Raw genomic sequence first — 6,542 nt, 5'->3', positions numbered from 1 at the left:
ACAACCTGCATACCGTGTGCGAGGAAGCGAGCTGCCCGAACATCGGCGAATGCTTCGGCAAGGGCACCGCGACGTTCATGATCATGGGCGACAAGTGCACGCGCCGCTGCCCGTTCTGCGACGTCGGCCACGGCCGTCCCGATCCGCTCGATGCGGATGAACCGAAGAACCTCGCACGCACGATCGCCGCGCTGAAGCTCAAGTACGTGGTGATCACGAGCGTCGACCGCGACGACCTGCGCGACGGTGGCGCCGCGCACTTCGTCGAGTGCATCCGCGAAGTGCGCGAGCAGTCGCCGGAAACGCGCATCGAGATCCTGACGCCGGACTTCCGCGGCCGTCTCGACCGCGCGATCTCGATCCTGAACGCGGCGCCGCCGGACGTGATGAACCACAACCTCGAAACGGTGCCGCGCCTGTACAAGGAAGCGCGCCCGGGTTCGGACTATGCGCATTCGCTGAAGCTGCTGAAGGACTTCAAGGCGCAGCATCCGGACGTCGCGACGAAGTCGGGCCTGATGGTCGGCCTCGGCGAGACCGAAGAGGAAATCCTGCAGGTGATGCGCGACCTGCGCGCGCACGACGTCGACATGCTGACGATCGGCCAGTACCTGCAGCCGTCCGAGCACCACCTGCCGGTGCGTGCGTACGTGCATCCGGATACGTTCAAGATGTACGAGGAAGAGGCGTACAAGATGGGCTTCACGCACGCGGCCGTCGGCGCGATGGTGCGCTCGAGCTATCACGCCGATCTGCAGGCGCACGGGGCCGGGGTGGTCTGATTGTGCACTGAAGCTCGATGAACAAAAAACCCGCTTTGCGGGTTTTTTTATGCAGATCTTCGTCTCGTCATCCTGACGAAGAGAAGCAGCGGCTTCTAGCGCAGGCGCGATTTCGTCAGCGCCTTCATCGCCAGTTGGCATCCGGTCAATCGTCCGTCATTGTGCCTTCGCGCTCCTGCTCGTCATAGCCAAGTACCACGATCTGTCACCGGTCATCGTGTTCGGTAGCTCCAGAAACCAAGCCGGGTAAGCACGCTGCCATCACATCGCATCGGCCAGTGTCGGAAATGGGCTTTCAGACCTCAAGGTTGCGAAACCGGGCATCCCGCATTCTGATACTCTCGACCCATAGTTCCCAATCCTCGGCCGAGATATAGGCACCGGTCTCTTTCCGGCCTTCTTCCAGAAAGCTCGTCTGTTCATCCAGGCTCAGGCTTTCCCAGAACGAGTCCCATACATAGTTCAGCCAGTAGTGAGGATCGCCCTGACTGATACGCAGAATCGGTCCAAACTCATACAACGCGATCCACGGAGGCGTGGGGTGGAAGCCTTGCTCCGAAAGCTTGGCAATCAGTTCAACATCGTTGGAGAGCAAGCGCACGTCTCGCTCTGAAAACCTCCATGCGGGGGAGATGATGGTGCTCAGCGACTGCCCGTCGACCTCGCGCAAGAAGTGAAAATACGTAACCTCTTCCCTGCCTTGTCGCACCAGGTTGAGCAAAGCCGGAAACTGACTGGGCTGAACATGATGAACCAGCCCAAAAGCATTGATACCTGCATCGCTTTGATATATCGGCTTGGGATAGGCAGGGAGTTGCTGCGCTTTTAGGTCGAGCGAAACAGAACCGAAAATAGTTTGCAATTCACCAAGTGGCTTTCCAAAGGCATCTTCCAGACGCTTCAGAATTTCCCGCTCCGCCCGCTTCGTTTGCAACTCTTCAACCTTGCGCTTGAAGAAAGACACATCCCCTCCATCATCATTTATCTGGAATCTGATCGGCAATCATCGAGCCGCCGAAATAACCGATAGCCCCAAAGAGGATGCCCCCGATGGCGCCGGTTATTACGGCACCTGGCCCGAGTTCAACACCGACCATCGCGCCCGCTGTAGCACCCACCCTGGCTCCAGCAACGGCCCCGGCCCAACTACCTGCCCACCCGCCTGTCTGCCGAATGACTTCCTTTTCCAGAGGACGAATGGACTTTAGACGAATCGATTCATTGGATGCAACCGAGAGGTCATAGCCTGTAAAAACGAGTCCGACAACCTGCACAACACGAGCATATTTGACGATGCCGAGGCTGATAGCCAAACCACGCTGCGAGAACACGCCTTCACCGGGCACCATTGGCCGTGGCTGAACCAGAACCTCCTTGTCCATGGCCAGGACTTTTTGCTTGATATGTTCCGCCCACCGCCTGTCTGTTGAGCGAGCTTTCGCAGCATACTCATTGATGGCTTGAACGATCTCATCGGTTGTCACGAGCTTCGCACCTGCTCGCTTGGCTTTCGCGATATCGACATACACTGTCTTGCCCGCCATTCTCCCCGCGCCTTCGGGATAGATGCTACTGGTAGAGGCGTAGGAAGTTAGCTTGTCGTATTCCAGCACGTGGTCAACAACACCGCCTGGAGCTTGGGGACCGCCCTTGCTCCACAGACCATATTTCTCTGGATAGACTTCGCGCATCTCACCAAGCGGTGAGAGTTCGAGTTGCTTGAGATACGGATCGTCGATCGTGCTGTACGTGCGACGGACCAGCATGCCATCCTTGCCGACTTCTTCAACAGTAACAAAGAAGAAAATGCGAGCAGGCATGTGATGCCCGAGGACATCATACTTGGAGTCAGCGGTAGTGTTTGTCGTTGTTCGATAGACGAAATTGCTCATTGCTCCCACCGCTCAAGAGCTTGCAGGCCTACTGCAATGTCCAGCTTCGACACATCTGTCGTGTAGACACGAGGACAGTAACCCTGAGAGTCCGTCAGCCCCTTATAGACCGCCCCTGTTGACGTGCGAATGTGATAGGGCGAACTGCAAACAGGTTGATTATTGCCGTCGAGCACGCGGATGCGCTCATCGCAGTTGCTTCGATACTCTTCCGTCAGAGATTGCCCGGAAGATCCGTATCCCATCTCGGTGAGGTTGTGAGACTCGAAGCTATGAAAGCTATCGGTTTGGGACGCGATCATCACAGGAGGAGGATGGCATTTGCAAAGGCACAAATCGCCATCAAGAGCCTGTTCTTTGCCCATCATGTGATCGGGCCAACGCGGACCTTGAGCCGCGATGACACCGGTGGATCGGCACGCGTTGCAAACGACTTGAGCGCCAACAAAAGTCAGCGCTGTGCCGTGATGTGTGCAACTGTCTATCCCCTCGATGACGATGCCACCCGTAGTTGACTTGTCGCCTACCTTAAGCAAGTACCGTTTCATGCTCCTCACCTGTTTTCGCAACAGACGAAGAATTATCACGGTGGGATGGGGCGCTGCAATCAGACAGGTACCAAAAACTATGCAGTACGAAATTTTAAGGAATATCGCGGTTTTATCGATTTTTCACCGCGGATGTGCGGAGCGTGCGCCGTCTTGCAAGTTTGCTACGATTTTGTATCGAACGAGCGCGGGCACGCATGGCAACGGCTCGCTCTCGCACGACAATCGTCGCCGGACCGGACGCGCGATCCATTTCAGCGTGGAAAGCAAAGCTGAAACCGCATCGATAGCTTCGCAGGATAAGTTCGCTCCCGCCGCACGCAAAGCCCGTAAAGTCGGCTCTCCCGCAACAATGCCCGCATTCGAAGGAGAGCCGCATGCCCCGTTTCAGCTTCATCCGTCGCACCGTCGTCGCGCTGTCCGCCTTTGCCGCACTCGGCGCGGCGCACGCCGAATCGCGCGAAGTCGTGATCGCGTACCAGGACATGGTCGTGCCGTGGCGCTACGCGCAGGCGAGCGGTGAAGTCGAAAAGGCAACCGGCTACAAGGTCACGTTCCGCAAGCTCGACAGCGGCGCCGACGTGATCCGCGCGCTCGCGTCGGGCTCCGTGCAGCTCGGCGAGGCCGGCTCCAGCCCGATCGCGGCCGGCCTGTCGCAAGGGCTCGACATCTCGCTGTTCTGGGTGCTCGACAACATCAACGACGCCGAGGCACTGGTCGCGCGCAACGGCTCGGGCGTGACGAGCGTCGCCGCGCTGAAGGGCAGGAAGATCGGCGTGCCGTTCGTGTCGACGTCGCATTTCCATACGCTCGTCGCGCTGCGGGCCGCCGGCGTCAATCCGAACGACGTGAAGATCGTCAACCTGCGTCCGCCCGAAGTCGCGGCCGCGTGGACGCGCGGCGACATCGACGCGACCTACATCTGGGATCCGGTGCTCGCGAAGGTCAAGCAGTCGGGCACCGTCCTGACGACGTCGGGGCAGGTCGCGAAAGAAAGTGGCAAGGCGACCTTCGACGGCTTCGTCGTGAGCCGCAAGTTCGCGCGCGACAACCCCGAGTTCGTCGCGCGCTTCGTCAAGGTGCTGGCGGCCGCCGACGCCGATTACCGCGCACACACCGCCGCATGGACGGTCGGTTCGCGGCAGGTCGCGGCGGTCGCGAAGGTGTCGGGCGCGAACGCCGCCGACGTGCCCGCGAGTCTCGCGCTCTACGCATTCCCGACGCCGGCCGAGCAGGCGTCGCCGACGTGGCTCGGCGGCGGTGCGCAGTCGGGCGCCGCGAAGTCGCTCGCGGCGACGGCCGCGTTCCTGAAAACGCAGGGCACGATCCAGACGGTGCTCGCCGACTATTCGGTCGGCGTCGATCCGCAGTTCGTGCAGAAGGCTGCGCGCTGAGCGCGGTCACGTCAACGCGGAGCCATCGATCATGAGCACGCTGGAAGTCCGTCAGGTATCGGTCGATTATCCGGGCGAGCGCGGCAGGCCGACGACGCAGGCGCTCGCGCGCGTCGACCTGCGCATCGATGCTGGTGAATTCGTCGTCGCGCTCGGTGCGTCCGGGTGCGGGAAGACGACGCTCCTGAACTGCATGGCCGGCTTCGTTGCCCCGACGACCGGCGACGTGTGCGTCGACGGCGTGCCCGTCACGGGCTCGGGCGCCGATCGCGGCGTCGTATTCCAGAAATACGCGTTGCTGCCGTGGCTCGATGTGCTCGGCAACGTCGCGCTCGGGCTGCGCTTCGCGCGCGTGTCGAAGGCCGAACGCGAAGCGCGGGCGCGGGAAATGCTCGCGCTCGTCGGGCTCGATGGGCATGCGCATGCGCGCGTGTACGAGCTGTCGGGCGGGATGCAGCAGCGCGTCGGCATCGCGCGTGCGCTCGCGAGCGATCCGCGCGTGCTGCTGATGGATGAACCGATGGGCGCGCTCGACGCGATGACGCGCGGCACGATGCAGGCGCTCGTGCTCGACGTGTGGGCGCGCACCGGCAAGACGGTGTTTTTCATCACGCACGATGTCGAGGAGGCGCTGTTCCTCGCGACGCGCCTCGTCGTGATGACGCCCGGCCCCGGCCGGATCGCGGAAACCTTCGAGCTGCCGTTCGCGCGCCGCTACGTCGAGACGCGCGACGCGCGCGCGGTGAAGTCGTCGCCGGATTTCATCGCGTGGCGCGAGCGGCTGATCGCGTATCTGCATCGCAACGAGGCGGTCGCGCAGACCGCGTGATGCATGAGCTCGCGCGGCACGGCGTGTCCGTCGGGCGCGGCCGGATCAGTACTTTGCACAGGCAGGACAACATGAGCACGCAGGATTCGTGGGTGGCCGATCGAACGGCCGCGGAGTTCCAGCATGGCGATCGCGTGGCGCAGTCTCGCGCGGCGAACCGCGCCGTGAGGTCATCGCAGGGATCACGCGCAGCGCGCCGTTACCGGTTGCCGGGGCAGGGCAAGACGGCCGGCTTGAGCGCGGCGACGGTCGCGGTGTTGGTCGTGCTGTGGTGGGTCGCGACGCATCGGCAGTGGCTGCCGCCGCTGTTCCTGCCCGCGCCGGAAGCGGTGTGGGCGGCGTTCGTCGATGCATGGCACGGCCGCATCCAGGGCGGGCTGCCGCTGTCCGAACACCTGCTGTGGAGCGCGGCGCGCGTGTTCGGCGCGTTCCTGCTGGCGACCGCGATCGGCGTGCCGGCCGGCATCCTGATGGGTGTGAGCCGCGTCGCGCGCGGCGTGCTCGATCCGCTGCTGGAGTTCTACCGGCCGCTGCCGCCGCTCGCGTACCTGCCGCTCGTCGTGATCTGGTTCGGCATCGACGAGACGGCCAAGCTCGTCGTGATCTTCCTCGCGTGCTTCGCGCCGATCGCGATGGCTGCGCGCGCCGGCGTGCGCGCGGCAACCGTCGAGCAGATCAACGCCGCGTATTCGCTCGGCGGCAGCTTTGCGCAGATCGTGCGGCACGTCGTGCTGCCGGCCGCGCTGCCGGAAATCCTCACCGGGCTGCGGATCGCGATCGGGTTCGGCTGGACGACGCTCGTCGCGGCCGAGATGGTCGCCGCGACGGCCGGGCTCGGGCAGATGGTGCTGAATGCGTCGAGCTTTCTGCGCACCGACATCGTCGTGATGGGGATCCTGATCATCGGCGCGATCGCGTGGCTGTTCGACCTCGCGATGAGAGGGGTCGAACGGCGGGTGGTGCCGTGGAAGGGGCGCGGCTAGACCGGTCCCGGGCGGCATCGGGGCGCGAGGTCAGCCGCCCGCGCTGCAAATGAAAAAGGGGCCGGGCTTTGCGTGAAGCGAAGCCCGGCCCCTGTCGCGTGCTGCCAGCGACTG

At 62.7% G+C, this 6,542-nt stretch carries 7 protein-coding genes; 4 read left to right on the top strand and 3 right to left on the bottom strand.

Annotated elements, in window-relative coordinates; translation table 11 throughout:
- The coding region (gene lipA, locus ACTJKF_RS25890) for a lipoyl synthase (RefSeq protein ID WP_440627293.1) at positions 1–782 on the top strand (782 nt) is incomplete at its 5' end.
- A gap of 295 nt (positions 783–1,077) precedes the next feature.
- Here lipA and ACTJKF_RS25885 read toward each other — a convergent pair.
- From ACTJKF_RS25885 to ACTJKF_RS25875, 3 genes are read right to left on the bottom strand one after another with little or no spacing between them, the layout of a single operon-like run.
- Positions 1,078–1,746, bottom strand: coding sequence for a hypothetical protein (locus ACTJKF_RS25885; RefSeq protein ID WP_440627291.1), 669 nt, complete (start codon positions 1,744–1,746; stop codon positions 1,078–1,080).
- A gap of 13 nt (positions 1,747–1,759) precedes the next feature.
- The gene (locus tag ACTJKF_RS25880; protein WP_440627289.1) at positions 1,760–2,674 is read right to left on the bottom strand and encodes a glycine zipper family protein; all 915 of its coding nucleotides are present in this window, start codon (positions 2,672–2,674) and stop codon (positions 1,760–1,762) included.
- Positions 2,671–3,222, bottom strand: a complete 552-nt coding sequence (locus ACTJKF_RS25875; RefSeq protein WP_440627287.1) for a PAAR domain-containing protein — start codon at positions 3,220–3,222, stop codon at positions 2,671–2,673. Before ACTJKF_RS25875 ends, ACTJKF_RS25880 begins: the two co-directional genes overlap by 4 nt.
- Positions 3,223–3,599: 377 nt before the next feature.
- On the opposite strand from ACTJKF_RS25875, the gene tauA reads away from it, so the two are divergent.
- From tauA to ACTJKF_RS25860, 3 genes are read left to right on the top strand one after another with little or no spacing between them, the layout of a single operon-like run.
- On the top strand, positions 3,600–4,616 hold the full coding sequence (tauA, locus tag ACTJKF_RS25870; RefSeq protein WP_440627285.1) for a taurine ABC transporter substrate-binding protein: 1,017 nt from the start codon (positions 3,600–3,602) through the stop codon (positions 4,614–4,616).
- Positions 4,617–4,647: 31 nt separating this feature from the next.
- Positions 4,648–5,445, top strand: a complete 798-nt coding sequence (locus tag ACTJKF_RS25865; RefSeq protein WP_440627283.1) for a taurine ABC transporter ATP-binding protein — start codon at positions 4,648–4,650, stop codon at positions 5,443–5,445.
- On the top strand, positions 5,445–6,428 hold the full coding sequence (locus tag ACTJKF_RS25860; RefSeq protein ID WP_440627299.1) for an ABC transporter permease subunit: 984 nt from the start codon (positions 5,445–5,447) through the stop codon (positions 6,426–6,428). The genes ACTJKF_RS25865 and ACTJKF_RS25860 overlap by 1 nt, the downstream gene beginning before the upstream one ends.
- The last annotated feature ends 114 nt before the right edge of the window (positions 6,429–6,542 follow it).

The sequence above is a fragment of the Burkholderia sp. 22313 genome, from assembly GCF_052045245.1.
Taxonomy (GTDB): Bacteria; Pseudomonadota; Gammaproteobacteria; order Burkholderiales; family Burkholderiaceae; genus Burkholderia.
This window is presented reverse-complemented; position numbering and strand designations above follow the sequence as displayed.

What these genes read in the sequence shown, in the direction of transcription:
- ACTJKF_RS25865 (WP_440627283.1), top strand. Translation starts at nt 4,648, where the DNA reads ATGAGCACGCTGGAAGTCCGTCAGGTATCGGTCGATTATCCGGGCGAG.
- ACTJKF_RS25860 (WP_440627299.1), top strand. Translation starts at nt 5,445, where the DNA reads ATGCATGAGCTCGCGCGGCACGGCGTGTCCGTCGGGCGCGGCCGGATC.
- tauA (WP_440627285.1), top strand. Translation starts at nt 3,600, where the DNA reads ATGCCCCGTTTCAGCTTCATCCGTCGCACCGTCGTCGCGCTGTCCGCC.
- ACTJKF_RS25880 (WP_440627289.1), bottom strand. Translation starts at nt 2,674, where the DNA reads ATGAGCAATTTCGTCTATCGAACAACGACAAACACTACCGCTGACTCC.
- ACTJKF_RS25875 (WP_440627287.1), bottom strand. Translation starts at nt 3,222, where the DNA reads ATGAAACGGTACTTGCTTAAGGTAGGCGACAAGTCAACTACGGGTGGC.